Annotated in this window: 24 protein-coding genes; 12 read left to right on the top strand and 12 right to left on the bottom strand. The window is 50.9% G+C overall.

Annotated elements, in window-relative coordinates; translation table 11 throughout:
- Positions 1 to 9 precede the first annotated feature (9 nt).
- Genes AWQ22_RS07450 through AWQ22_RS07430 form a run of 5 tightly spaced genes read right to left on the bottom strand, consistent with a single transcriptional unit; the run spans position 10 to position 6,586 of the window.
- Positions 10 to 1,002, bottom strand: coding sequence for a phosphotransferase family protein (locus AWQ22_RS07450; RefSeq protein WP_065710669.1), 993 nt, complete (start codon positions 1,000 to 1,002; stop codon positions 10 to 12).
- 2 nt (positions 1,003 to 1,004) lie between these two features.
- Positions 1,005 to 2,837, bottom strand: coding sequence for an ABC transporter ATP-binding protein (locus tag AWQ22_RS07445; RefSeq protein ID WP_065710668.1), 1,833 nt, complete (start codon positions 2,835 to 2,837; stop codon positions 1,005 to 1,007).
- Positions 2,838 to 2,843: 6 nt separating this feature from the next.
- Entirely contained in the window at positions 2,844 to 4,010 is a 1,167-nt protein-coding gene (locus tag AWQ22_RS07440) for a glycosyltransferase family 4 protein (protein ID WP_065710667.1), read from the bottom strand.
- On the bottom strand, positions 4,007 to 5,248 hold the full coding sequence (locus AWQ22_RS07435; RefSeq protein ID WP_065710666.1) for a glycosyltransferase family 4 protein: 1,242 nt from the start codon (positions 5,246 to 5,248) through the stop codon (positions 4,007 to 4,009). The genes AWQ22_RS07440 and AWQ22_RS07435 overlap by 4 nt, the downstream gene beginning before the upstream one ends.
- 36 nt (positions 5,249 to 5,284) lie before the next feature.
- The gene (locus tag AWQ22_RS07430) at positions 5,285 to 6,586 is read right to left on the bottom strand and encodes a glycosyltransferase family protein (RefSeq protein ID WP_065710665.1); all 1,302 of its coding nucleotides are present in this window, start codon (positions 6,584 to 6,586) and stop codon (positions 5,285 to 5,287) included.
- A gap of 380 nt (positions 6,587 to 6,966) precedes the next feature.
- On the opposite strand from AWQ22_RS07430, the gene AWQ22_RS07425 reads away from it, so the two are divergent.
- The 4 genes from AWQ22_RS07425 (at position 6,967) to AWQ22_RS07410 (ending at position 13,035) form a co-directional block, all read left to right on the top strand.
- A complete protein-coding gene (locus AWQ22_RS07425; RefSeq protein WP_065710664.1) occupies positions 6,967 to 7,356 on the top strand; it encodes a hypothetical protein in 390 nt (129 codons plus the stop codon).
- Between the two features lie 131 nt (positions 7,357 to 7,487).
- Entirely contained in the window at positions 7,488 to 7,730 is a 243-nt protein-coding gene (locus tag AWQ22_RS07420; protein WP_065710663.1) for a hypothetical protein, read from the top strand.
- 615 nt (positions 7,731 to 8,345) lie between these two features.
- Entirely contained in the window at positions 8,346 to 11,882 is a 3,537-nt protein-coding gene (gene nifJ, locus AWQ22_RS07415; protein ID WP_065710662.1) for a pyruvate:ferredoxin (flavodoxin) oxidoreductase, read from the top strand.
- Between the two features lie 136 nt (positions 11,883 to 12,018).
- A complete protein-coding gene (locus AWQ22_RS07410; RefSeq protein ID WP_065710661.1) occupies positions 12,019 to 13,035 on the top strand; it encodes a dihydroorotate dehydrogenase-like protein in 1,017 nt (338 codons plus the stop codon).
- Between the two features lie 6 nt (positions 13,036 to 13,041).
- On the opposite strand, the gene AWQ22_RS07405 is transcribed toward AWQ22_RS07410, so the two are convergent.
- Positions 13,042 to 13,632 carry a triacylglycerol lipase gene (locus tag AWQ22_RS07405; RefSeq protein ID WP_065710660.1) on the bottom strand — a complete coding sequence of 197 codons (591 nt, stop codon included), beginning with the start codon at positions 13,630 to 13,632 and terminating at the stop codon, positions 13,042 to 13,044.
- 65 nt (positions 13,633 to 13,697) lie between these two features.
- Here AWQ22_RS07405 and AWQ22_RS07400 point away from each other — a divergent pair, with 65 nt between their 5' ends.
- From AWQ22_RS07400 to AWQ22_RS07390, 3 genes are read left to right on the top strand one after another with little or no spacing between them, the layout of a single operon-like run.
- A complete protein-coding gene (locus AWQ22_RS07400; RefSeq protein WP_065710659.1) occupies positions 13,698 to 14,366 on the top strand; it encodes a HEAT repeat domain-containing protein in 669 nt (222 codons plus the stop codon).
- 3 nt (positions 14,367 to 14,369) lie between these two features.
- Positions 14,370 to 14,906 carry a peptidase C15 gene (locus AWQ22_RS07395; protein WP_065710658.1) on the top strand — a complete coding sequence of 179 codons (537 nt, stop codon included), beginning with the start codon at positions 14,370 to 14,372 and terminating at the stop codon, positions 14,904 to 14,906.
- Positions 14,903 to 15,385 carry a DUF4112 domain-containing protein gene (locus tag AWQ22_RS07390; protein WP_065710657.1) on the top strand — a complete coding sequence of 161 codons (483 nt, stop codon included), beginning with the start codon at positions 14,903 to 14,905 and terminating at the stop codon, positions 15,383 to 15,385. Before AWQ22_RS07395 ends, AWQ22_RS07390 begins: the two co-directional genes overlap by 4 nt.
- On the opposite strand, the gene surE is transcribed toward AWQ22_RS07390, so the two are convergent.
- From surE to AWQ22_RS07365, 5 genes are all read right to left on the bottom strand, one after another.
- Positions 15,382 to 16,065: a 5'/3'-nucleotidase SurE gene (gene surE, locus AWQ22_RS07385; RefSeq protein WP_065710656.1), complete on the bottom strand. Its 684-nt coding sequence runs from the start codon at positions 16,063 to 16,065 to the stop codon at positions 15,382 to 15,384. The two genes, AWQ22_RS07390 and surE, sit on opposite strands and share 4 nt — an antisense overlap.
- Complete coding sequence (locus AWQ22_RS07380) at positions 16,065 to 16,829, bottom strand: ABC transporter ATP-binding protein (protein WP_065710655.1); 765 nt, start codon at positions 16,827 to 16,829, stop codon at positions 16,065 to 16,067. Before AWQ22_RS07380 ends, surE begins: the two co-directional genes overlap by 1 nt.
- 53 nt (positions 16,830 to 16,882) lie before the next feature.
- Positions 16,883 to 17,509, bottom strand: coding sequence for a signal peptidase I (gene lepB / locus AWQ22_RS07375; RefSeq protein WP_198166548.1), 627 nt, complete (start codon positions 17,507 to 17,509; stop codon positions 16,883 to 16,885).
- A 204-nt stretch (positions 17,510 to 17,713) separates the two neighbouring features.
- Entirely contained in the window at positions 17,714 to 18,937 is a 1,224-nt protein-coding gene (locus AWQ22_RS07370; RefSeq protein ID WP_065710653.1) for a DNA double-strand break repair nuclease NurA, read from the bottom strand.
- Between the two features lie 76 nt (positions 18,938 to 19,013).
- Positions 19,014 to 19,718 carry an SIMPL domain-containing protein gene (locus AWQ22_RS07365; RefSeq protein ID WP_065710652.1) on the bottom strand — a complete coding sequence of 235 codons (705 nt, stop codon included), beginning with the start codon at positions 19,716 to 19,718 and terminating at the stop codon, positions 19,014 to 19,016.
- 253 nt (positions 19,719 to 19,971) lie between these two features.
- Between AWQ22_RS07365 and AWQ22_RS07360 the strand changes: the two genes are divergently transcribed.
- The 3 genes from AWQ22_RS07360 to AWQ22_RS07350 all read left to right on the top strand — a co-directional run bounded on the left by AWQ22_RS07360 (position 19,972) and on the right by AWQ22_RS07350 (position 22,795).
- The gene (locus tag AWQ22_RS07360) at positions 19,972 to 20,856 is read left to right on the top strand and encodes an RnfABCDGE type electron transport complex subunit D (RefSeq protein WP_065710651.1); all 885 of its coding nucleotides are present in this window, start codon (positions 19,972 to 19,974) and stop codon (positions 20,854 to 20,856) included.
- 8 nt (positions 20,857 to 20,864) lie between these two features.
- Positions 20,865 to 22,205: a DUF2330 domain-containing protein gene (locus AWQ22_RS07355; protein ID WP_065710650.1), complete on the top strand. Its 1,341-nt coding sequence runs from the start codon at positions 20,865 to 20,867 to the stop codon at positions 22,203 to 22,205.
- 128 nt (positions 22,206 to 22,333) lie between these two features.
- The gene (locus AWQ22_RS07350) at positions 22,334 to 22,795 is read left to right on the top strand and encodes a thiol-disulfide oxidoreductase DCC family protein (RefSeq protein ID WP_065710649.1); all 462 of its coding nucleotides are present in this window, start codon (positions 22,334 to 22,336) and stop codon (positions 22,793 to 22,795) included.
- Positions 22,796 to 22,844: 49 nt separating this feature from the next.
- Here AWQ22_RS07350 and AWQ22_RS07345 read toward each other — a convergent pair whose 3' ends face one another.
- Positions 22,845 to 23,051 (bottom strand): hypothetical protein, encoded by a 207-nt coding sequence (locus AWQ22_RS07345; protein WP_012307043.1) that lies wholly within the window; start codon positions 23,049 to 23,051, stop codon positions 22,845 to 22,847.
- A 171-nt stretch (positions 23,052 to 23,222) separates the two neighbouring features.
- Between AWQ22_RS07345 and AWQ22_RS07340 the strand changes: the two genes are divergently transcribed.
- Together AWQ22_RS07340 and coaBC are read left to right on the top strand one after the other, a co-directional pair.
- Positions 23,223 to 23,435 carry a DUF2555 domain-containing protein gene (locus tag AWQ22_RS07340; RefSeq protein ID WP_012307042.1) on the top strand — a complete coding sequence of 71 codons (213 nt, stop codon included), beginning with the start codon at positions 23,223 to 23,225 and terminating at the stop codon, positions 23,433 to 23,435.
- Positions 23,436 to 24,647, top strand: coding sequence for a bifunctional phosphopantothenoylcysteine decarboxylase/phosphopantothenate--cysteine ligase CoaBC (gene coaBC / locus AWQ22_RS07335; RefSeq protein WP_065710648.1), 1,212 nt, complete (start codon positions 23,436 to 23,438; stop codon positions 24,645 to 24,647). It abuts the gene before it with no gap.
- Positions 24,648 to 24,653: the final 6 nt, after the last annotated feature.

Below are 24,653 nucleotides of genomic sequence, written 5' to 3'. Positions count from 1 at the left end.
AGAAGTTTCTCATCTAACCTGTTGCAGTTGTTCGGCAAGGCGATCGCCACAGAGTTCGATCAGGGTGGGAATATTCGGGCGACGCTCTGGAATACGCCAACTAATGGCAATATGCCGCAGGAGAGTAAGATTAGCGTAGACATCAATAGCCTGACTGAGATGGGAGCTTTCTGGGGGTTGTTTTGCTAAAAAAGCGGCCTTTAAAGCGTGTTCCTGACTGACCATGGCATTGGGATCACCCCAGGTGCGGAGGCTCTGCTCGGTCATGTGGGCGATGAAATTCCCCAGATCAACGGCGGGATCTCCCTGACAATAGAGGTCGAGATCCACCAACCAGAGGCGATCGCCATCTACCAAAATTTGGTCAGGGTAAAAATCCCGGTGAATTGTTGTTGAGGGGCGGGGATGCTGTTCTAAGCTTTGTCCTAGCCGTTCACTCTGGGCAATAAAGTGCTGAATTTGTGTTTGCCATTGGGGTTGTTGGTGGGCAAAATCCCGGAGGCGATCGCCTAAGATCTGTAATTCGTCAGCAATGGTATGGGTCTTTGGGGTGGGTACGGAATAGGTATGAATTTTGTGGGCAAGGGCAGCAATTTTTTCGGGTAAATCTGGCTGGGTGATCAATAAATGGGTTGCGGGTTGACCAGGCACCCACCGCTGCAGCCACATCCGCCAGGGTTCAACAATACCGAGGGGTTCTGGCACCGATAAGCCATCTTCACTATCCCCGTGGAAGCCGTTTTCCCATAACGTTCGCTGGTAGCCATAACTTTTGTGATCTGTGCCCTTGGCGCGAATTTTGCCAAGAATAATCTGTTCCCCTGCGTCGGTTTCCAGGTGGTAGGCAATCAAGGCCCGGCGTCCGATTTTATGGCGTAGCAGTTCGGCCTTGATCACCCTCCGCACAGTGGGAAAAATGGTAGTGAAATGCGGCTGGGCTAACTGGGGATCGAGGACAAACGGTAGCCAGGGCATTTTTGGATCAGAGGAAATTTCTGCCATGGTTAACGCCCCAAGGATTTGGTGACGGTTGCGAGGGTTTGCCGTTGGAAAAGGTCGGCATAGACGCCCTGACGAGCCAGTAATTCGGCGTGGGTGCCCTGTTCTCGGATTTGCCCCTGATCGAGGTAAAGGATTTGGTCGGCGGCGATCGCCAACTGGAGATTATGGGTGACGAGAAAGGTGGTGCGATTTTCCGCTAACCGTTCTAGGGCTTCAAAAACCAACTGTTCATTGACTTTATCCAAGCCGCTGGTGGGTTCATCCAGGATCAAAATGGGGGTTTGTCGCATCGCGGCCCTGGCGATCGCCAACCGTTGCCGTTGCCCACCAGAAAGGGTTGTGCCCCGTTCCCCCACCACCGTGTCGTAGCCCTGGGGCAGTTGCAAGATAAAGTCATGGGCATTGGCTAAACGGGCCGCCGCTTCGATCTTGGCCATCGTTGCGTTCTCGATGCCATAGGCGATATTTTCCCGGATCGTTGCCGCAAACAGTAAACTCTCCTGCAGCACCACCGCCATTTGGTTCCGGAGGCTCGTCAGTTGATAATCCCGCAGATCCTGATCATCAATCAGAATTTTCCCCGCTGTTGGGTCATAGAGGCGCAACAACAAACTGAGAAAGGTCGATTTTCCACTGCCGGAAGCACCAACGAGGGCAATTTTTTCGCCGGGTTGCACCGTTAAATTTAGCCCCTTAAGAATTCCTTGGTCGGGATGATAGCCAAAGGAGACATTTTTAAATTCAATCACCCCCCGGAGAGACGGCGCGACGATCGCCCCTGGTTTGTCTTGAATATCGGGGGTTTCCGCCAAAATATTTAAAATCCGTTCCCCTGATGCCGCCGCCTTTGCTAGACGGCCTGTGTATTTCGCAAAATTCTGCACGGGTTTGTAGGCGTTGCGCAGATAGGTTAAAAACACCAAAACTGTTCCTGGCGTGAGGGCATCTTCGATCACCAGATGTGCCCCGTAGCCCATCACCAAGGCTGTTCCCAGGGCAATCAACACATCCACCACCCGCTCCAGGTTTGCGGCCAATCGTTTGGTTTCAATGCTTTCCTGGAGGCTCTGTTGGTTCTGGCGACTAAAAAGATCCGCAAAGGCTTGCTCTAGGGAAAGGGCTTGCACCAGTTTAATCGCGGCGAGGGATTCGGCGGCGGTGGCGGCGACGGCCCCTTCCCGGTGGCGTTGGGTGAGGGAAGCACGGCGAATTTTGGCACTTAAACGGCTGGCAGCAAACCAAAACAGCGGAAAAGTCACGAGGGATAAGAGGGTGAGTTTTAAGTCAAGCCAGGCCATGATCCCAAGCATTCCCCCCAGGGTTAACAGGCTAACCACCAGGGGCAACGCCGCCGTGAGCAAAATTTCCTGGAGACGATTTGCATCGCTACTGACGCGGATAATTAGATCGCCGCTGCGGGCTTGGTAGTGGTAGCGCAGGGAAAGCCGTTGCAGATGACTGTACAGTTGATCCCGCACCTGGGCCATGACGCGACTACCGACGATCGCCAAACTAACGGTATTCCAATAGGTGGCGATCGCCCGACTCACAGCAACCACAATGACTCCAGCCGCAATTAAAACTAATAGCCAGGCGGGATCGAGATTTGTAAAACCGAAAAAAGCCAGGGTCGGTTGGGTTTGAGCGGGAATCAGCACCCCATCAATGAGCAGCTTGAGGGGCCAGGGTTCCAATAGCCGTAACCCCACATCCGCCAGTAAAGTCACCATCGCCACTAGCAAGAGTCGCCACTGGACACGAATTTGGGGCCAAAAGGTGGTGATTACAGCCCAGAGGCCAGGGACAGCTTGGGTCATGGGGGAGGCACGGTGCATATTTTTCTAACTTTTAACCTCAACGTTAAAAAATGAGGCTTTGGCGATCGCCAAAATTTGGGTGGCAATGTGATCCCAGGTATGGTGTTTAAGCACGAAACCACGGGCAGCCAGACCTAACTGTTCCCGGTACTGGGGCGATCGCCAGAGATATTCGAGGGCCTGGGCCAGGGCTGTTACTTCCCCTGGTGGATACAAAATCCCCGTCACCCCATCGTCAATAATGTCCAGCAGTTGACCGATGTGACTCGCCACCACAGGCAAGCCTGCTGCCATGTATTCCACCACCTTGAGGGGGGAAAAATAAAAATTTTCACTGGCGGGATAGGGGGCCACAGCCACGCTCATCTGGCTTAACCAGTGCGGAACTGCCTCTGGAGCCACAGCCCCTGTCCATTGCACCTGGGCCGTTAACTTGCGCTGGGCGATCGCCTGTTCAAGGGCTTGCCGTTGGGGGCCATCGCCGACGATCAACAAACGCGCTTCCGGGACAGTTTGTCGCAGTTGAGCAAAGGCTTCAATGAGGCAATCTAGGCCATGCCAAGGCTTGAGGGAACCCACAAAACCCACCGTAAACGGCTTTGCGGCGGACGGCTTGAAAACCTCCGAAAATCGGTCTGGATTCACGCCATTGGGCAGCACAAAAAGGCGATCGCCCGGCACCCATTGCTGTAAATAGGCCTTCACCCCCTCGGACACGGCGATTAAAGCTGTTGCTTTCCCAAAGGCTGTCGCTGCGACCTGCAACGCTAAATCCCGGTCAATTAAACCCCGGTGGGTGGCCTGTTCTTCAATTAGGGGCGCATTCACTTCTAAAATGCCGGGAATCTGCCAGTTTCGCGCAGAGGTCATCCCCGCCTGGCTCCAGAGGGAATAACGTTCATAGACGAGATTGTAGGGGGCCGCCTGGGTTAATAAATTTTGCAACGTCTGATTTTGTTGAAAGAGTCCCTGCTCACGGCTTGCCAGATCTCCTTTGGGAACTTTGGGCAAGCAGTAAACGGGTAAATCGGCCAAGTCTGCAGGCGGTTCACCTCCAAGCCTCGCGGCAAATAGCGTTACCGTTGCCCCCTGGTTCTGAAAGGCACGGATCATCTCTTGCACATGGATCGAGGCCCCTTTACAGCCAAAGACCGGAATGCCTGGATCGGCGCAGACATAGGCAATTTTCATCGTTGGGCCTCCCCTTGGTGGAACAGTTGGCGGAGTTGGGCCGCATTGCGCTGGAGATTAAAGGCTTGTTCTAAACGCTGGCGGGCTGCCTGGGTGAAGTGGTGCAGTAAATCTGCTTGGTTTAAAAGAATTTGGAGGGCTTTGGCGAGTTGTTCTGGATCATTTTGGGCCACCAGCAACCCCGTTTTCTGGTGAGCAATAATTTCAGGAATTCCTGTGACATCCGTCGCCACGCAGGGAGTCCCCAAGGCGATCGCCTCTAACAAAACTGTAGGTAAACCGTCTCGATTACCGTCTTTCCCGATGACATAGGGAGCCGCAAAAACTGTCGCCTGTTTTAGAAGCTGAAACACTTCTCCCTGGGGTTTGGGGCCAATGACCTCCACCCAAGGCTCTAGCTGGTGTTGGGCAATTTGCGATCGCAATGTCGTTTCTAGGGGGCCACTCCCCACGATGTGACAGTGAAACTCGCAACCCCAACGGCGCAGCAGATCACAGGCGGCGATCAGATAGGTCAAGCCCTTCTTTTCCACGAGGCGCGACACTGACACAATTAACGGTGGCTGTGGATTTTCTAAAGGAGGTTGGTAGGGAAGTTCCGTTAAATCCATGCCGTTGTAAATGCGTTTGACCTTAGTTGCAACTTCCCCATACTGCTGTTGTAAATAGGCACGGTTATAGTCGCTGACAGTCACCACAGCGCAGGCATCTTGGAGTTTGCGGTCGAAATCGGCTGGATCAACGCTCTCGTGGAAAATATCTTTTGCGTGGGCCGTAAAACTGTAGGGTACTTCCGCAAAGTGGGCGGCTAACCGGGTAACACTGGTGGCGACGCTAGCAAAATGGGCATGGAGATGGGTGATCCCCTGGTGGCGGACGGCTTGGGCGAGCCAGAGGGCTTGATACAGAACACTGGAACGTTCTCCGGCGGCGTAGGCTAATTTTTTCCAGAGGTCAGGGATCAGGGTGGCGGTAGCTTGGATTTCTGCCCAGAGGTAACTGGCTGCGGTGGGATTTTGCCCCAATAAATCGGGGTGCGATCGCCCTTGGCTAGGTTTTTGAATGTAGGTGACGGGGGCTTTGACCCTGGCAATTTTGTCTTGGAAATGACTATCCACCGGGGGCCGCAGGGCAAAAATTTTGATGTCTAAACCCGCTGCTTCGTGGGCGAGAATTTCATTGACGATAAAGGTTTCTGAATAGCGGGGATAGCGTTTAACAACGTAGGCAATGGCCATGGCACATTGAACAAATAATGGAAATAAGGTGATGGACTAGGAAGCTTGGGCAGTAAAACCGCTAGAAGTCTTGAGCATCTGAGCTAAAAGGAGGGGCAATTGTTCGGTGGCCTGGAGATTAAGACCAGCACTGCACTTGGGGGATTTTGGATCACAACGGAGCCAAGCCACTAGATTCTGAGGATTAACCTGGTGGGGATGGAGCACGTCCACCAGACCCAATTGTTTTAAACGGGTCGCCCGCAGCCATTGTTCCTGGCGGGGTTTTATACGGGGAATAATCAAAGCGGGTTTCTGGAAGGAAAGAATTTCACAGGCGGTATTGTAGCCGCCCATGGCAATCACCCGTTCGGCGGCGGCCATGAGAATCGTCGGTTCGGGACAGTAGGGAAGGATCGTCAGGTGGGGATTATGTTGGGCGATCGCCCCTAGGGTTTGGCGCACGGACTCCGGCATAAAAGGCCCCGTGAGTAGCACCCCCGGATTCTCGGCGGTGAAGGGAATTTGGGCAAAGGCGATCGCCAGGGTCTCCCCATCTTGGCCGCCACCCACCGCACCGAGGACGAACCGGGCTGGTAAATCCCATGCTTTTAAGGTTTCTTGCCAGGGTTGCCCTAAATACTGGAGGCGATCACATTGATTGAAATAACCGAGGGGCAGCATTTTTGCGACCACCTCTGGGGAAAAATCATATTCCCGCCGCAGATCGTAAACCTGGGGATCGCCGTAAATCCACACCGCATCATAGTAGCGACGAATGGCCGTTTCGTTATCTGCCCGTTGCCAATCCCGCCGCACCGCTGCCGGGTCGTCCAACACATCCCTTAGCCCCAAAACACAGCGCATCTTGGGCTGCTTATGGATGTATTCCAGGCTGGGGTCTAGTTCCCGTTCTGCCCCCCTGGGGACATTATCGACGATGAAAACATCCGGTTGAAATTGTTGAACAGCTTTTAAAATTAGCTGCGATCGCAACCCAATGATGTCCCGTAAAGGCAAAGCTAAATGACGTGCCCGATAGGAACCATCCCGGCCTTTTTTCAAGGCTGGCAAACTTAAACAATCGATCCCCGCAGTAGCAAGCCCTTCATTGCCATCGCCCATGCCACTAATGAGCAAAATATCTAGGGGCAAAGCTGATCGTTGTAGGGTCTGCGCAATCAACACATTACGCCGTTTGTGACCCAAGCCCATGGTGTCGTGGGAATATAGCACGATGCGGTGACGGGGGGCTGGCGGCCTAGATCGGGGGGCTCGTTTCCCAGAAACAGAGGTTGGGCTAGAGATCCCCTGGGGCGATCGCCATTGAACATTCCGTTGTCGTTGGGCGGGTTCCATGGGCAAAGACCTCTCCTTTGGGATCTGACCTCGACACTGCTCGCCAGATTCTTGACGATTATGGATATCTTGACCCGCTTCCCTAAACCCCTAGTGAAGATTCCATGAGAAAACCTTCATGGAAAAAGCCTAGATAATAAAGTTTCTCTATGGCTTATTTACACTGAGGATTACGGCAGCTTGGGGGAAATGTAAGGTTAAAGACCACTGAAAAATTCAAACATCAGTAGATAATAAATCCAGGGTGAGCGTCAAAAATTTAGACAAACTGCATCAGTAAAATTTTGTGGCCACTACTTATCCCCAGCAACCTGACCTAATCGTTCCAGAATGCTTCAGTCTCTAACTTTTCTAGTTTTCCCTCACGGGAGGTTTGTTCCATGTTTCTGAAAAAAGTTTCTCTGACGGTCTTGTCTTCTCTCCTCCTGCTCGCGGGTGCCTCGATACCCGTAAAAGCCCAGGTCTATGTCAATGGCGAATATATCCAGGGCGAAGATTTGATGATCCTTGAGTATCTGGCTGGCGGCTCGATTCCTGCGGGGAGTTACTGGCTGGATTACTACACTGGTGCGTGGGGCTATGCAGGCGATTACACGGTGCAAGGTTACCTCGGCGCTGGCAGTAATAATTACGACAGCAGCTATGGGAATAATTCTAGCGGCTATGATTCCTACTACAGCACTGGTGGGGCTGGGGGCTACGGTTCCTATGTCTCCGATGGTGACTGCGCCTATTTCTCATCGGGAGATATCTCCGTTTCTACCTGCTAAAGATCAAGAGGGCGATCGCCACAGCGATGAGCATGAACTAAACCGTTTTCCTTAGTGGCGATCTACTTACTCCTTGCCAAGACCTCTTTATCCTCGGCAATAACCATTTCTTCGTCTCAAAGTACAGCTTTATGGTTACTAATCACTCTTATATCTTTCCTGCTGGCAATAATCTAGCATTTTGGGAAATTCCAAAAGATTCTGGATTGATTAGTGTTTTTGCTGCTTATCCAGTCTATCCTGTACGTCCTCCCAACATCGAAAAAGACTCTAATTGGGATACTTCCACAGATATTTCTGTAATAGTTCTCCTTCTTGGTTTGATTATTACTTGTGTTTTAGTCCTTTGCTTTAACCAACCAAATGGACGTTGAGATTGAAATCTCTACAATCTTCTAGACTGACTAGGTATAGGCGAAAGGTTGGGGTTTACGCGCGAAAACTTCAGTCAAAGGCCAATTTTCCTAGGTAATTCTTTAATTTTTTGAATTCTCGTGGGCGATCGCTAAACCGACGAGATTTTTATGCTGGCAATAGGCCCAGCTTCTTGGCCAACCACCGACAGTTTTTCTTCTATTGCCGAAGGTGTCATAATCAATCTCTACTAAAAAAGTTGGCACCTAAACCATGCCCAAGATCGTTACAAAAAAAAGTAAAAAATAACTTTTCTTATTTAGCTTCCCCTAGGATTTCAACGAAATTTAAACCTTCACTGATTTTTATCATTTTCTACAGCAGAACAACCCAAGACAGCAAGAAATGTCTCTAAAATTAGAAGTGTAAATATTTCCTTGATTTTCCGGATCAGACCAATCAAATTCTATTTTTTCTTATAACTTTTAGCAAGTATTTTGTTGTTAAAGTCAACAAAGTATCAGGCTCAAAAAATAGCCAACATCAATCACTTTTTCCACTGCCTCGACTCACAAAACAGATCATCACCCACGATTTCCACCCAGTCACCAGCAAAATATTAGAATTTTGAGATTATGGCTACTAACACAATTGCCACCCTCGATGCGAATGAAGCCGTCGCCAAAGTTGCCTACAAACTAAACGAAGTCATTGCCATTTATCCCATCACCCCCGCTTCACCGATGGGTGAATGGGCCGATGCCTGGGCCTCCCAAGGACAGCCAAATCTCTGGGGAACCGTGCCCAGCATCATCGAAATGCAGAGTGAAGGAGGAGCCGCCGGAGCCGTCCACGGCGCACTGCAAACGGGTTCTTTAACGACAACCTTCACCGCTTCCCAAGGGCTACTATTAATGATCCCCAACCTCTACAAAATTGCGGGGGAACTCACCTCAGCGGTGATCCATGTTGCCGCCCGTTCTGTTGCTGCCCAAGCCCTCTCCATTTTTGGCGATCACTCCGATGTGATGGCTGTGCGGGGGACGGGATTTGCTTTGCTATCCTCCGCCTCGGTGCAGGAAGCCCACGATATGGCGTTGATTGCCCAAGCGGCGACGATGAAAGCCCGTGTGCCCTTCATCCACTTTTTTGATGGGTTCCGCACCTCCCACGAAACTCAAAAAATTGAATTACTCGATGAATCGGTTTTACGGGATTTGATCGACGATGAAGATGTCTTTGCCCACCGCGCCAGAGCCTTAACCCCCGAGCATCCAGTGGTGCGCGGCACAGCCCAAAACCCCGATGTCTTTTTCCAAGCGCGGGAATCGGTGAATCCGTTCTATGACAAATGCAGCGCCATTGTGCAGGAAATGATGGATCGCTTTGGGGCACTGACGGGACGCGCTTACAAATTATTTGAATATGTGGGCGCGCCGGATGCGACACGGGTGATTATGCTGATGGGTTCCGGTTGTGAAACCGTCCATGAAACGGTGGATTACCTCAATGCCCAAGGGGAAAAAGTTGGCGTTTTAAAAGTGCGTTTATATCGTCCTTTTGATTCTGCTGTGTTAATTGCTGTGCTACCAAAATCTGTTGAAAAAATTGCGGTTTTAGACCGCACGAAGGAACCCGGTGCAAATGGTGAACCGCTCTATTTAGATGTGGTGTCGGCGTTGATGGAAGCTTGGGAAGGCACAATACCAAAAGTTGTCGGGGGACGTTATGGTTTGTCTTCTAAAGAGTTTAACCCGGCGATGGTAAAGGGGATTTTTGATGAATTAAATCAAGTCAAACCAAAGAATCACTTCACCGTTGGCATTAATGATGATGTTAGCCACACTTCCCTTGCCTATGATCCGAGTTTCTCTAGTGAGCCGGATAGCGTGGTACGGGCGATGTTTTATGGCTTAGGTTCCGATGGAACAGTGGGCGCGAATAAAAATTCGATCAAAATTATTGGCGAAGAAACGGGTAATTACGCCCAAGGTTATTTCGTCTATGACTCGAAAAAATCAGGGGCAGTGACGGTTTCCCATCTGCGCTTTGGCCCCAATTTAATTCGCTCCACCTATTTAATTAATCAGGCGAATTTTGTGGGCTGTCACCAATGGTTATTCCTCGAAAAATTAGATGTGCTGAGTGGTGCAAAGGATGGTTCAATTTTTCTTTTAAATAGTCCCTATGCTCCGGATCAAGTGTGGGATCAATTGCCCCTTGAGGTGCAGGAACAAATTGTTCGCAAAAATTTAAAATTCTATGTGATTAATGCGAATAAGGTGGCCCGGGAAAGTGGCATGGGCGGAAGAATTAATACGGTGATGCAAACCTGTTTCTTTGCTCTCTCTGGTGTCCTGCCAAAAGAGGAGGCGATCGCCAAAATTAAGGAATATATCCAGAAGACCTACGGCAAGAAAGGCGCGGATGTGGTCACCATGAATATTCAGGCGGTGGATAACACCTTGGCGAATTTGTTTGAGGTGAACGTGGGCGAGGCAAATAGTCCCATTCGTAAACCGCCAGCGGTGTCTCCCAATGCGCCCGACTTTATGCGCAATGTCCAAGCGCCGATGCTGATCAAAGAAGGCGATCGCCTACCGGTGAGTTGTCTGCCCTGCGATGGAACCTATCCGACTGGAACCTCGAAATGGGAAAAACGCAACGTCGCCCAATTCATTCCAGAGTGGGATCCAGAGGTTTGTATTCAGTGCGGTAAATGTGTGATGGTCTGTCCCCACGCGACGATCCGCGCCAAAGTTTATGAACCCAATCTGTTAGGAAATGCGCCGGAAAGTTTTAAATCCATTGATGCGAAAGACAAGAATTTTTCAGGGCAGAAATTCACGATTCAGGTGGCTCCGGAAGACTGTACCGGCTGTGGCGTTTGTGTGGATGTTTGTCCCGCGAAAAACAAGGCGCAACCCGCCAAGAAAGCGATCAATATGGTGGAACAATTGCCCCTACGGGAACAGGAAAGAACGAATTGGGATTACTTCCTCAGTTTGCCTTTACCGGAACGGCGCGAATTAAAACTCAATCAAATCCGCGAACAACAATTGCAGGAGCCGCTCTTTGAATTTTCTGGTGCTTGCGCCGGCTGTGGTGAAACCCCCTACATTAAATTGGTTTCCCAACTGTTTGGCGATCGCACAGTGATTGCCAATGCGACGGGTTGCTCCTCCATCTATGGCGGCAACTTACCGACAACCCCCTACACCACCAATGCCGAAGGACAGGGCATCGCTTGGTCAAATTCCCTCTTTGAAGATAACGCCGAATTCGGTTTAGGCTTCCGCCTTTCTATCGATAAACAAGCCCAATTTGCGGCGGAATTATTACAACGCTTAAGCGGTGAACTCGGTGATAGTTTTGTCGGTGAATTGTTAAATGCCCGCCAAGCTGATGAAGCCGACATTTGGGAACAACGGCAACGGGTGCGGGAACTGAAAAATAAACTCGCAACCCTCAATTCCCCCGACGCGAAACAGTTAGCGTCCCTCGCCGATTACCTCGTGAAAAAATCCGTCTGGATCGTCGGTGGGGACGGTTGGGCCTATGACATTGGTTTCGGTGGTCTCGATCATGCGATCGCCAGCGGGAAAAATATCAATATTCTCGTGATGGACACCGAGGTTTATTCCAATACTGGCGGACAATCCTCCAAAGCGACCCCCCGCGCCGCCGTTGCCAAATTTGCAGCCGGTGGGAAACCCGCCCCGAAAAAAGACCTCGGCTTAATCGCCATGACCTACGGCAATGTGTACGTCGCATCGGTGGCAATGGGCGCCAGAGACGAACACACCCTGAAAGCCTTCCTTGAAGCCGAAGCCTACGAAGGCCCCTCCCTGATCATCGCCTACAGCCACTGCATCGCCCACGGCATTAATATGCAAACCGCCATGAGTCACCAAAAAGAACTCGTCGAAAGCGGGCGTTGGTTGTTGTACCGCTATAACCCCGACCTCAAAACAGAGGGCAAAAACCCCCTCCAACTCGATAGCCGTACCCCCAAAGGCAGCGTCGAAAGCTCCATGTACAAAGAAAATCGCTTCAAAATGCTCACCATGACCAAACCCCAAGCGGCGAAGGAACTGCTCAAACAAGCCCAGAGCGATGTCGATACCCGTTGGCGGATGTACGAATACCTTGCCAAACGCGACGAAACTTGATCCCCTGCAAAGAGATCCCTCCGCCTTCGGCACCTCCCTTCCTAAGGGAGGCAAGCAAAAGGAATTGAATTAAAGCCCCCCTTATGTAAGGGGGATTTAGGGGGATCAAGATCATCAAAAACACCAGAGAAATATCATGGATTTAACAACACAGTATTTAGGTCTGACCCTGCGATCGCCATTAATTGTCGGAGCTGCTGCCCCCCTGACCGAGGATATCGACAACATTCGACTGATGGAGGATGCCGGAGCCGGAGCCGTCGTTTTACATTCCCTTTTTGAAGAACAAATTCGTAAAGAAAAACTCGAATTGCACCATCACTTCACCTACGGCACAGACTCCTTTGCCGAAGCCTTAAATTATTTCCCAGAGAATGCTTCTGATGTTTTTCATGTGGGTGTAGAAGCCTATTTAGAACACATTCAGACAGCTAAATCAATGGTTAGAATGCCGATCATTGCCAGCCTCAACGGTTCCCACCAAGGGGAATGGGAACACACCGCCAAACTGATGGAACAAGCCGGCGCCGATGCCATTGAATTGAACATTTATTATGTCCCGACGGATATGAATAAAAACGGTTCAGAAGTGGAGTATGAATATATTCAAATTGTGCGGACAGTGCGAGAAAATTTAAATATTCCCGTTGCCGTAAAGCTGAGTCCGTTCTTTAGCAACATGGCAAATATAGCGAAACGGCTAGTTGATAATGGGGCGAGTGGCTTAGTTTTATTTAACCGTTTTTATCAGCCGGATATTGATATCGAAAACCTCGAAGTCACCCCGAATTTAATTCTGAGTAGCCCCTTGGATATGCGTCTGCCGATGCGCTGGATTGCGATGCTCTATGGCCGCTTGGATGTGGATTTTGCGGCGACCAGTGGCATTCAACGGGGCACCGATGCGATCAAAATGTTAATGGCGGGGGCAAAGGTGACGGCTTTAGTGGCGACTTTATTACGCCATGGTATTCATCACATTGAAACCATTGAAACAGAAATGGTGCAATGGCTCGAAGAACATGAATATCTATCCCTTGAGCAATTGCGGGGTAGCATGAGCCAGATTAATTGTCCCGATGAAAGTGCCTTTGAACGGGCGCAGTATATGCGGGCGATTCAATCCTACCAACCAGAACGACATACGCTTTGAGGTTTGCTATCGCTGCAATGCCTTGGCGATCGCCTTGAGGGCACGGGGGTCAGATAACATCCAAGGATGTAAAGGTACGGGCAACTGCACGCCTGTGCCAATGGGGAGCTTCGTACTCTCGGCGGGGAGAATCATGAGATCAAAGGGAGTCCATAGCCAAGTGACTTTTACAGGTTCTAGGGCAGTGGCCACATCACGGTTCAAATCCTGAAGCAAGTCACTATCCGGGCGCATCTGACGAATCCCCGGAAAGGGCAAACCATAGGCTGATAACGTGCCATTATTGGGGGCCGAAATACTCACATAACGTTCTACCCGTTGATTGCCGCCGAGCCGTTGTAAATAGTAGCGGGTCACAATTCCCCCCATACTAAATCCCACGAGATCAAACCGCTGGGTCGCGCCAAAATGTTGGTGGACATAGGTTTCAATTTGGCTGGCTAAAACGGGCAGTGCCTGGCGGCCATCATTGGGTTGTAAATCAAGGGCATGAATTTCCCAACCTTGCTGACCAAGGTACCGAGTCAAGGTTGTAAACACTGTATGGCGGTCTAAAAAGCCGTGGATCAACAACACCGGATTAAGGGGGTGGGTCATGGTTTATTGAAAAATTCTGAGAATCTTGATTACAATTTTATTAAGAACTTTTACAAAATTTGGTTATGTCTCACCCCAGCTTAGCGACACTTTCCCAACAACTCGAAAGTGAAAACTCCAAGGATCGCATGATTGCCCTGGCCCAATTGCGGGATGTAGCCCCCCTAGAAGCGATGCCCCTCATTAAAAAAGTATTAGATGATGAGGTGCTGCAAATTCGCTCGATGGCGGTTTTTGCCCTGGGGATTAAGCAGACAGAAGAGTCCTATCCAATTTTGATTAAACTCCTAGAAACTGACGGCGATTATGGTATTCGGGCTGATGCAGCGGGTGCTTTAGGGTATCTCCAGGATGAGCGGGCTTTAAAACCACTGCTGCGGGCTTTTTATGAAGATACCTCTTGGTTAGTACGTTTTAGTGCGGCGGTTTCGTTAGGGAATCTTGGTCGTCCGGAAGCGAAGGATGCCCTAGTTCAAGCCCTCGATAGTGGGGAAGCCATTTTAGAACAAGCGGCGATCGCCGCCCTGGGAGAAATTGGTGCCGTAGAAACCGTGGATCGCCTCGTCACCTTTGTTTCCTCAGACAATTGGCTAGTACGACAACGGCTCGCAGAAGCCCTAGGCGCACTTCCTTGTGAAAAGAGTCTTGCGGCGGTTAAGTTCCTCGCCAAAGATGATCATCCCCAGGTGCGAGAAGCAGCCCAATATAGCCTCGACAGACTTAGTAATTCGTAACGCGTGCGCGGCAAAATTTTACTCACCTCCTTTCAACCCTGGCTAGAACATCACACTTCCAATGCCTCGGATGATCTGCTCTGTCAGCTTAAGGCGAGGCGACTGGCCTTTGCGGATTTTTTATTTCTGCACCATCTGCCTGTGGAAACGGCGATCGCCTCTGCAAAAACGATTCAAGCCATTGCCGCTTATCAGCCGGATCTGGTGCTCTGCTGTGGCATGGCCGAAAAACGCGATCGCCTCACGATAGAATCCCAAGCTTTTTATCAGGGGCAGCAGTTACAAACGCGCTTGGATCTGCAGGCTCTCACGACTCCCCTAGAATTTACGGAGATTAGCGACGATGCCGGTAAATTTGTCTGCGAAGGGCTATATTTTCAAGTGTTAAAGCATCTCCAGTGGCAGCAATCTCAAGCACGGGCCTTATTTCTCCATGTGCCTCTGCTCACGGCGGCCAATCGACCCTTAATCCTGCGGGACGTTGAAACCATGCTCCACTGGCTGCTGCACAATGTTCTGGCTTTCCCCATTGACCCATGACTGCCACCAAAACCCCGAACCCGAAGACGTTAAAACGCATCCGCACCCTGAGTAAGCTGCTCGACAGTGCGATCGCCATTCCGGGGACAAAGTACAAAATCGGCCTCGATCCAATTATCGGCTTGGTGCCAGCGGTGGGGGATTACCTGAGTTTAATTCTCTCTGGCTATGTGATTTTCGAGGCGGCCAAACTGGGAGCAAAACAGGATACCCTCGTCAAAATGGCCCTCAATCTTCTTGTGGATAGCGTTGTTGGGACGGTGCCCGTGGCCGGCGATCTCTTTGATGTGGCCTGGAAAGCCAACGAGGCGAATTTAAAGCTTTTAGAACAGGATTTGCCCGACCAGACTGACCTCGACAATGTCTCCATTGATTGGCGTCCCCTGATTTTAATTTTAGGGGCGATCGCCTTGGTGATCCTTTTGGGCGGTTTGTTGACCCTATGGCTGCTGAAGCTCGTGTTTAATGCCCTTTTCTAGATCGAAATTTGGGTTACGGCAATATTTCCTGAAAAACAAACATCCACATCGGTACCAGCGGCCCGGGGGCGCTCAGGGTAGGAGCCGACATAATGGAACTGTTGATCCCGCGCTTCATAGCGCACTTGCATCGGGTCAGTGCTGCGCTCACAGAAAATAATTTCCGGGTCAGAGTCTGCCGTTAAATGGGGAAAATTCACATTCCAAAAATGCTTTTCCGGCAGTTCCTGGGTCAATAATTGCGCTAAAAGTTTTCCCGTCCAGTGGGTGACAAGATCCCAATCGATTTCTAAAGGCCGCTGGATGAAATGGGAAAAAGCGATCGCCCGCTTGCCGAGGATCGTCGCTTCCCGCACTGCCGCCACCGTCCCTGAAGTGTAAATATCCACGCCGAGGTTTCCCCCTGCATTTACCCCCGACAGCACCCAATCAACATCTGCCGCAAACTGCGTTAGCCCCAAGCGCGTACAATCCGCTGGCGTACCTGCCACCGCATAGGCATTTTTCGTCCGTTGCTCCACCGGAATCGGCGCATAAACCGTAAACCGATGGCCACATTCCGACATCTGTGTTTGGGGGGCCACCGTCACTACTTCTCTCGCATGGGGAGCGATCGCCTTTTGTAAGGTTGCAATCCCAGGGGCATCAATCCCGTCGTCATTCGTTAATAAAACGCGCATTACGATCCCAAATAAGCCTCTAAAACTTGTTCATTACACTGGATATCTTCGGGGGTTCCGTCCGCCAAATTGCTCCCCTCTGCCAATACCCAGATGTGGTTACACAAGGACATGATCACATCCATATTGTGCTCAATGATCAAAAAGGAAATTCCCTGTTGGTTCCAGCGGACAATGTGTTCACAAATTTGGTTGATCAAAGTGGGATTCACGCCCGCCGCAGGCTCATCCAACAAAATTAACTGGGGATCGCTCATCAATGCCCTGGCCATTTCCAGGAGTTTGCGTTGCCCCCCCGACAGGGCACCAGCGTAATCCTGGGCTTTTTCCCCTAGACCGACGGATTCTAAGATGGCGATCGCCTTTTCCCGATTTGCCTTTTCTTGGCGACGAATTTTCCCCTGTTGCCACACCCACAGGAAGTTTTCCCCCGCTTGCTGTTGGGCTGCCAGCAACATATTGTCTAGTACCGATAAGCGTGATAACACCCGCGCCACTTGGAAGGTACGCACAAAACCCCGTGCCGCAATCTGATGGGACGGTAAATGCTGCACTTCCTGGCCGTTAAAAATAACTGTCCCCCGATCCGGCGTAATAAAATTCGAGAGCAAATTAAACAACGTCGTTTTGCCCGCCCCATTGGGGCCAATCAAACCCGTAATCTGTCCACGGGGCACCGTAATCGAAGCATTTTGCACCGCACGGATGCCACCGAAACTTTTATGGAGACCTGATGCTTGCAGCAGAGGGGATGGTTCACTCATGGTTGCCGGGATAGGGAGTCGCCCTATATCCTAGCGGTCTCTGGGATGGGACGCTAGGGTGTAATCGGTTCTTCGTCGGCAAATTGCGGCTCTTCGTTGAGGATGCCCACGCGATTAAAGGGCCAAAAACGAATAAAGGCTTTCCCCACAAGCTTTTCACGGGGGACAAAACCCCAATAGTGGGAGTCATAGCTATTGTTGCGGTTATCGCCAAGGACGAGGTAGTGATCTTCTGGAATCGTCACGGGGCCGTAGTCATATTCTGGGGCTTCGTTGATGTAGTCTTCTTCGAGGGCTTCCCCATTGATAAAAACGGTGCCGCCGCTGACTTGTACGGTATCCCCGGGAATCCCGATCACCCGTTTAATAAAAGCATCTCGATAGTTTTGCTGCTGGAGAATTTCTGTCGGGTTAAAGACCACCACATCGCCCCGTTGGGGATTTTTGAAGTGATAGCTAATTTTTTCGATGATTAGGCGATCGTTCACTTCTAGGGTCGGCAGCATCGACTCGGAGGGAATGTAGCGGGCCTCGGCGACGAAAGTGCGGATCCCAATGGCCAAAATACCAGCGGTCACAAGGGTCTTGATGGTCTCTACCCAGGGGTTTTCTTCGTGCTGTTGCTCCGTGCCACTGGGTTTCTGGGTCGGTTCAACGGGAAATTGAGAGTTTTTGGGCATTTCGGGCATTATCGGTTCGCGCAGAAGTGACTAAAAGAAAAATAGTGCGGCAGAATGCACGACGTGATGGTGACGACAATTGTGCCTGCCTCGGAAAAAGTGCTGATGCTTGTTTATTGTATGCTCTCCGATGGGGGATTGGGACTGGCTTAGGGGAGTTTCAGAATTCTCCTGAAAAGTCTTTGTGGGGGGAGAGCATGCTCTTTAAGCCACGGAACCCCGCTTGCGAGTTTCTTTGTAAGAGACACCTACGTTGGTTAACCCTGCTTTGAGGAGTTGTTGTTCGAGGAGCGCAAAAAATCGGGCGCGATCGCCACCCCGGATCACAGCTTGATTGTGGGCTTCGGCGATCGCCACGGGATACCCAAACCCCTTTTGCACTTGGCCGAGGACAATGCCTAGGGTTTGATCGAGGAGTTGAGGATCTGCCGCGACCCAGCGGGGCATCTCGATCCGCGCCACCTCTGTTCCCACATGGAGATAACAAAAACAAACCTGATCGGTTTCTGGATAATGATTTAAGATGCGCGCCTGACTGAGCCAAAGACCACTGCGATCGCCCGGTTGCAACAGTTGCTCAAAAAGAGTGCTATCCCGCAACGGTTCAATGGTTTGGCAGGGAAGAGTTTCGCGAAATTCTGCTTTACGTTCCTTGGTTTCGCCGTCGAGGCAATGGCTTTGACAATCGGGTTTGTCGTGGGGGCAAGCCTGGAGTCGCAGGAAATGAACCGCCTCTACACTGCGGGTGGAACTAATGTAACCAATCAGCGGAATGCGGGTTTCCCGGAGTTGTTGCCAGGCTCCCAGGAGGGGTTCGAGAATTTGTTGGCGGGCTTCGGCGGGCAAATTTTCTAAAAACCAATAGACCAGAGAGCCGTCCACCATCGCCACATTGGGAATATGGCCGTGGGCACCAGGGGGCAATACCCACCTACAGGCCATCTCGGCGAGCACTTCAGCTTCGGAGGCGGTGCGGCGATAACCGAGCCATTCATCGGTGCGGATGCCCCACTTGCGGGAGGTGTACAGATCTTCACTACGATAGAAAATCTCCGGCAGATGATCGAGCAATGGGTGCAAGCTTTGGCCGTAGTGGAGCATCACCCGACCAATATTAATCAAATAACAATAGGCAATTTCATGGTGGGACGGGGCAATCTGGGAGCCATCCGTGGCAAAAACCGTGTGGGCTTGGGAAGGGGGCGAAATGGGAACGCGAGTCTCCAGAGGTTCGAGGGGAATGCCATGGTTAAAAATGAGGCGATCGCCCCAGGTACTTTGGTGGGCCTGGAGGGTCTGGAAATCCGCCTGGGCTTCTCGGAGCAGAGAAATTCCCCGCTCGATTCGTTCTCGTCCCGTGGCAGCCTGTTCCTGGAGGTGCGCCCCCATGTCTGGCAGTTGTCCCGCAAGTTTGATTAGATCTAACATTCCCTCAAGTTTCGCCCCTATTCCACAAGGCGATCGCCCCTAGATTTAAGCGTAATTTAGCCCAAAAAGTAGGGTGTTAGTAACGGATCGTCAGGGTTACGGAAGCATTCACCGTCTGTTCACCCCCTTCTACCGGAGAAGGCGCTGCACTTTCGAAGGCGATTCGTGCCGTATCCATGGTTTTAAAAATGGGGGTTGGCGGCGTCGCCCCATTGACCTGGATTTGGACAATTTCTTGGGGACTCAAACCCAAGGCACTGAGGACAGTTTGGGCCTGGGTGCGCGCATCCTGGGCGGCTTCAGCGAGGGCGGTTTTTTCTGCTTCAGCGAGGGCGGCTTCGGTGGCTCGGAAGGAAATTCCATCAATGCGGGTTGCTCCGGCTTTGACAGCTTCATCCATTAGGCTCCCGGCTTGGGCGGTGGGCACCTCAAAGCTCACTGTATTGGTGGCCAAGTAACCGATGAGGCGGCGATCTCCATTGTTGTAATCATATTCCGGCTGGAGATTAATGCCCGTGGTGGTGAGCTTGGCGACATTTTTGGACTTGAGAAAATCCACCACTTGGTTACTGCGCTTGGCGATATCTGCCTGGACTTGGGTTGCCGTTGCCCCCCGCACCTCGACCCCAAGGCGTACTTCAGAAAGACTCGTGGCAATGGCTTCTTCGCCGCGCCCCGTGACAGTGATCGTGCGCAATAGTTCTTCGGCGATCGCCCCGGAGGTTCCCCCCAAGAACAACATTCCCGCCAACAGTGGCACAAACAGTTTTTTCAGTTGCATTTTTTTTCATACTCCTACACACAGGTGCAAGATCACAGGGACAATTGTGTTTGACGCTCTAGAAATTTATTAGTCAATTAAATTCACATTTTTTAATATTAAACAGCCCCTGGAATCCTGCCTTGACTCTAGTTTACGACTGCTACAAGTCTCAAGGTTTTCTGTTACAAAAAAAGAAACCTTTTCGTCATCCCTGGACTTGTCTTTCATACTTTAGGCAACTTATTTCTTGCTTAGTCAGGGAGGATTTTCAATGCCCTTCAGTGATGCCCGTGATTATCAAATTGCAATTCTGACGACGTTTCTCCTGCTAGGAGTTTACACGCGAGACTGGACGTTAAATTTAACCTGGGTTTTGCTGGCGATCGCCACCTGTATTTTGACCCAATGGAGCCTCAGTGCTTGGCAAGCCTACCGTTGCCGACAAGAAACTCCTCTACAATGGCCACCGCTACTTATTTCCGGGGCGCGGAGTGCGGCGATTACCGGATTGGGCCTTTCCCTGCTCCTGCGGGTAAATCATCCCCTTGTTTTAGTGGGGGCAGCGGTCGGGGCGATCGCCAGTAAATTTTTATTCCGTTATCAAGAAAAACATTTTTTCAATCCCGCCAATTTTGGCATTATCATGGCCCTCCTGTGGACAGATGGGGCTTGGGTTTCTCCCGGTCAATGGGGCACTGATTGGTGGTATCTATTGCTATTTTTTAGTGCGGCTGGCCTTGTGCTCAACCGAGTTGGTCGCTGGGATACGTCGATTGCTTTTCTAGGGAGTTATGGCGGTTTGGAGATTCTCCGTAACTTCTGGTTGGGCTGGAGTTGGGATGTGGTTGCCCATCAGCTCACCAGCGGTTCGTTGCTGCTCTTTGCATTTTTTATGCTGACCGATCCGCGCTCGATCCCCAATGGGAAACAAGGACGAATTTTTTGGGCCATTAGTATCGCCCTGCTCACCTTTGTTTTGCAACATGGCCTCTATACTTCGACGGCAATTTTCTGGGCATTATTCTGTCTGGCTCCCAGCACCATTGTGATCGATAAAATTTGGCGATCGCCCCGGTTCCAGTGGCAAGAAAAAGCTCAGGTGAAAGCCCCTATTGACGATTCTTCTTTGACCCTACAAACTCGCCCCGTTATCTAAGGAAAATCATGTTTAAAACGATCCTGCAATATTTGCGCGGCCTCGCCATTGCCTGCATTGGTTTACTACTACTGACCCAACCCGCCTGGGCCTTCTGTGGTTTCTATGTCGCCAAGGCCGATACCGATCTCTATAACCAAGCATCCCAGGTGATCATTGCCCGGGATGGCGATCGCACCGTACTCACCATGGCCAACGACTATGAAGGGGAAGTCTCAGATTTTGCCCTGGTGGTGCCCGTCCCCGTCGTTCTTAAAGAAGAACAGGTTCATGTGGGCGAAGCAAGTATTATCAAACGCCTCGATGACTTTAGCGCCCCCCGGCTGGTGGAATATTTCGATGAAAATCCCTGTGCTGTGCGGATGTTTGATGATGGCATTGGGTTCCTACAAAATGCGGCGCCACCGATGCCCATGGCCGCAGAATCCATGCGCGAAACAGCAGCCGATCTAGGGGTCACCATTGAGGAACAATTTAGCGTCGGCGAATACGACATCCTCATTCTCAGCGCCAAAGAATCCGATGGATTGGAAACCTGGTTACGCCAAAACGATTACCAATTGCCCCAGGGGGCCAGTGAGTTACTGCGGCCCTATATCCGCAACAAGCTGAAGTTTTTTGTGGCCAAGGTGAACCTCGAAGAATTTGACCGGAGCGGCGTGAATCAATTGCGTCCCCTGATGATGGCTTTTGAGTCTCCGAAGTATATGTTGCCGATTCGCCTAGGGATGATGAACGCCCAACAAGCCCAGGATCTCATTGTCTATATCCTTTCTCCTAAAGGCCAGGCGGAAGTGACCAACTATCGCACCGTAAAAATTCCCTCGAATGTGGAAATTCCTGAATTTGTCGAAGCAGAGTTTGGGGATTTTTATACCACCATGTTTGAGCAAGATTACCAGCGTCAGGGCCGGGATGATATTTTCTTGGAATATGCCTGGGATATGAGCAGTTGTGATCCCTGTTCTGCGCCTAATTTAACGAAGGCAGAGCTTAAACAGGCCGGAGTTTTTTGGGATGAAGATCAATATTTACCCAGGGTATTTATCACTAGACTCCATGTGCGCTATGGCCGCGACGAGTTCCCAGAAGATCTGCGCTTCCAAGAAACGGCCAATCGTCAATTTTTCCAAGGACGCTATGTGATTCGTCATCCCTATCGCGGGGAAATGACTTGTAGTGCCGCCCAGGATTACCGACGTCAAACCTACCAACGCCAGGAAGCGGCGGTACAAACCCTGGCAAAGTTGACAGGTTGGGAGCCAGCAGACATTCGCCGCAAGGTTGACTTTATCGAAACCAATGGCCCAACGCCGACGGACGAGGCTTGGTGGGATTCTATTTGGTAATTGGAGAGTGAAAGACTGGGGCGATCGCCAACAGAACACAGCCTTAAAAACGCCCTTTTGGTGATTCCCCAGGCACCCGCAAAAAATCTTTACAATATAGATTGAATCTTTTACCCGAAAATTGCACCATGTCCTCCGCTCCATCCTGGAAAATTAAATTGCTCTATGACGGTCAATGTCCCCTTTGTCTGCGGGAGGTTAACTTTCTGCGGCGCAAGGATAATGGCCGTGGGTTAATTTGCTTCGTGGATGTGGCAGCCGACGATTACGACCCTAGTCGCCATGGTGGTGTGACTTTCCGGGCAGCGATGGAGCGGATCCATGGGGTGTTACCCGACGGGACAGTGCTTCAAAATGTGGCGGTTTTTCGGTATGTTTACGAAGTTCTGGGGATGGGCTGGGTCTATGGCATCACTAAACTTCCTGGCATTGGACAACTGGCCGATTGGGTTTATGGCATCTGGGCGAAATATCGTCTCCAACTGACGGGCCGTCCCGATTTAATCACTTTGATCCAAAACCGAGAAGAACGACAAGCCTGTGGTGCTGGCGATCGCTGTCGTCTCGAAACGTCAGTAACGGACACTTAAAACTCTTTCTCTAAAGGCAGTTCCCTAAGTAAATGCCTAATTTTTAGCGTCAGACATCGTAGCTCATCAGCTGTTCGACAGGTACGAAAACTTCCCTGGGCAAGAGAATAGACCGTTCACGAAAGCTGACAAATCCCTGGAGTGTTTTGGGATTTACCGAAACCCCAGTGACATATTGGGAGCGCACGGGATGAACAGCAACATATTGGTTATAGATCTGCTGGGCAGCTCGCAACACGCTGGGTTCAATTAACATGGGAGGCTGACTCCTTGGGGAACAGAATCTCCCCTTAAGATACGTCTAGTTTACTCGACAAATCAAGCCGACAATAAGAACGGTGACAGGCCATTGTTTTGGGGATTTCTAAGAGTAGAATAAAGAATGAACAAAACCTAAAAGAACGTGCAGCGTCAGGGAGGTCTTATTATGACAGTCTTAACAAAAACCCCCCAGGAAATCGCCCACATGGACGAAACGGATGTGGCTCAACTCGCCGCACGATTAGAACAGGACGATTATGGGACTCCCTTTGAAGCCCTCCAGGATTGGCATTTGTTGCGGGCGATCGCCTTTCAACGACAAGAATTAGTCGAACCCTACTGGCACCTCTTGGACATCGAAGCCTACGACGAATCGTAAATGCTCAACGAAAAAAAGATTGTCGTCGGCATTAGTGGGGGCATTGCGGCTTACAAAGTTTGTGAAGTCATTTCCCAACTGTTTCAGGCAGGGGCAGAGGTGCGAGTTGTTCTGACAGATTCGGCCCAACGTTTTATTACGCCCCTCACGGTCGCCACCCTCAGCCGTCACCCAGCCTATACAGACGAAGATTTTTGGGATAGCCACCGCCCCCGACCGGTGCATATTGACCTGGGAGAATGGGCAGATTTAATTTTGCTAGCCCCCCTAACGGCGAATACCCTCGCGAAAGTGAGTTTAGGGTTGGCCGATACGCTGCTGACGAATATTATTTTGGCCTCCACTTGCCCAGTTTTAGTTGCCCCGGCGATGAATACGGACATGTGGCAACAGCTCTCGGTGCAGTCCAATTGGCGTCGACTCCAACAGGATCAGCGCTATCACATCCTCGACCCAAATAGTGGGTTGTTGGCCTGCGATCGCCAAGGCAAAGGACGCATGGCAGAACCCGTACAGATTATTAGAGTGGTTCAAGCACTGATCCACAGTCGAGGCCGAGCGGATCTCGCAGGCAAAAAAATTCTCGTCAGCGCCGGAGGAACCAGAGAGCATTTTGACCCCGTGCGCTTTATTGGTAATCCTTCGACGGGAAAAATGGGTTTGGCGATCGCCGAGGCAGCGGCCTACCGGGGGGCGACTGTCACCCTCGTCCACGGGCCAATCGAAAGCCGTTTGCTGGAAAATTTACCAAACATCAATCGTTTTTCCGTTACTAGCGCCGCCGAAATGGAAAGGGCAATGTTGTCCCAGGCAGAGCAATTCGATTGGCTCATTCTGTGTGCAGCGGTCGGCGATATGCGGCCTACAGTCAATTACGACTACAAGCTCGCTAAAGCCGAACTGCCCCAAAGCCTTGCCCTCGAAGAAATTCCTGACATTGCCGCTCAACTGGGTCAAAGCAAGCGCCCCAACCAAAAACTGATCGGTTTTGCGGCCCAAACGGGAGAAATTACTGCCCCAGCCCTCGCTAAACTGCAACGGAAAAATCTCGATGCGATCGCCGCCAATGCCATTGATCAAGCCAATTCTGGTTTTGCCAGTGAAACCAATCAACTGATTTTCCTCGATAAAGAGGGTCGCAAGGCGACAATTCCCCAGGCCAGCAAGGGGGCGATCGCCCATCATCTACTAGACTTTATCAAGCAACTTTAAACAAAA

It is taken from the genome of Picosynechococcus sp. PCC 7117 (assembly GCF_001693275.1).
Lineage (GTDB): Bacteria > Cyanobacteriota > Cyanobacteriia > Cyanobacteriales > MRBY01 > MRBY01.
Note: the sequence above shows the minus strand (reverse complement) of the source record. Positions and strands in the feature narration are given on the sequence as shown.